Here is a 1,647-nt window from a genome sequence, read left to right on the forward strand (position 1 = left end):
ACCGGCAGCCGACAATTCATCGAGAAAGGCTGAGCCAGTAATTCCCGGTTCCGATATGTTAAAAAGGCTGTCGAGAAATACAATCCGCTGATGACCGAGATCGATCAACCGACGTGTGGCTTCAATGAGCGCTGGTACTGAATCCGGACCGATTGCGGCGATTTTCAGTTGATGCCGTCGACCATAGAGAGCAAAGGCTGGGATCTTTTGTTGCATGAACCACTGCAGCACCTCGCTGGTGCCGGCAACTACCACCCAGGCATCCGTCTCGGTCTTTTTTACCATGTGAGCGAGTCGCCGCACATCCATCTTGATTTCCGTTAAGTTACTTGACGCATAAAAAACAGGGTGTCCCGCCGCCGCCAGCTTGTTCTTGCAGTCGACGAGATAATCCAGAGATTGGTCGCTTTGTTCGTAACATAATATCGCCACCCGTAACCCAGGCAGCTTGGATAGTTCCTCAGGTAACATAATCTTGCGCCGGCGTCCGGCGCCTTGAGCGACCAGCAGGCCCTCCTTCTCAAGCAATCGTAGCGCTGCCTCTACGGTTTTGGTGCTGACCTCCAGTTCCGGAGCTAAACTGTTCATCCCTGGCATTGTTCCGCTCCAGCGTCCCCGCACAAGCTCTGCGCGCAGGTAAGCAGCTACCTGCTCGGTGATTGAGAGAAAGTGAGGAACATCCATAGACTAGTAACCTCAGTAAATACTTCTGAGGTGTCAATCTCGAAATTTATTGTGCGAGTGCTATGGGGGGGTATATGGTGCGTGCAAATAGTGATTGATACCCGGTTTATCCACGATGGATCGATCCGGTAAGCTCGCAAAGAACAAAGAATAATACTCCTAACAACTAATTAATTACCTTATGAAAATGAATACATCACCCCCCTTTCTCCCCCTCTCCGATCTCCCCAACAACGTCCTCAGGGTCACCACGCAAAAAGCAAATTCCTAGCAATATGAAAATTAGCAAAATCATTATCCATGCCCTTGCGGTATCAGTATTGGCTGCCTCGCTATGGGGCTGTGCTAAGAAAGAAGATACGTCTGCGGATAAGAAAGAAGATAGCTCTGCGGATAAGAAAGAAGATACGTCTGCGGATAAGACGCACCAGTTGACGATTCAACTGACCCAAACAACTAAGTATTCACGAATCGATTTTGATGATGCCTTCACAATGGTATGGGCTGGTGAGGTTACGCTACGAGGGTTAACCGTCGGCGAGTTCACGGCAGAAAATACGAAAACAATTAAGACAGGATATAATGGCTCGATCAACCAGTACGACATCATTATTCCAAGTGATAAACAACAAAGACAGGATATAAGTGGCGGACCTATTAGCGATTTCATGTCGATAAGAACAAATCACACCATGCTCACTGAGGAAGGGGAGGATCACGGCGTGGTCTTCGCTACCTCCCCCGAATATAGGTTCCTCCTCGGTGCAGCAGTCGAGATGGATGGCGAAGTAACGACCATCACATGGGAAACCGGTGCATTCCCCGGTGGATCTCCTTTGGCAGAATGAACGCAGTGCTGGCCTCACACCTGTATTATTGGGCTCCGAACCAGTACTTGACGCCGGATTCGCTCTAAAGAAACTATAACCAGAATCGAACTGGCGAATCAACTTTAGTCAACCC

The 1,647-nt window shown here is 49.1% G+C and carries 2 protein-coding genes; one reads left to right on the forward strand and one right to left on the reverse strand.

What is annotated here, in order from left to right; all coding sequences use genetic code 11:
* Positions 1-684: GntR family transcriptional regulator (locus BSZ32_RS06440; RefSeq protein WP_129589833.1), on the reverse strand; the 684-nt coding region annotated here is incomplete at its 3' end.
* Between the two features lie 275 nt (positions 685-959).
* Here BSZ32_RS06440 and BSZ32_RS06445 point away from each other — a divergent pair.
* Entirely contained in the window at positions 960-1,532 is a 573-nt protein-coding gene (locus tag BSZ32_RS06445; RefSeq protein WP_105042676.1) for a hypothetical protein, read from the forward strand.
* The last annotated feature ends 115 nt before the right edge of the window (positions 1,533-1,647 follow it).

The sequence above is a fragment of the Rubritalea profundi genome (assembly GCF_002954445.1).
Lineage (GTDB): Bacteria > Verrucomicrobiota > Verrucomicrobiia > Verrucomicrobiales > Akkermansiaceae > Rubritalea > Rubritalea profundi.

Bases quoted from the DNA above. Each gene is read 5' to 3' on its own strand.
- BSZ32_RS06445 (WP_105042676.1), top strand. From the start codon at position 960: ATGAAAATTAGCAAAATCATTATCCATGCCCTTGCGGTATCAGTATTG.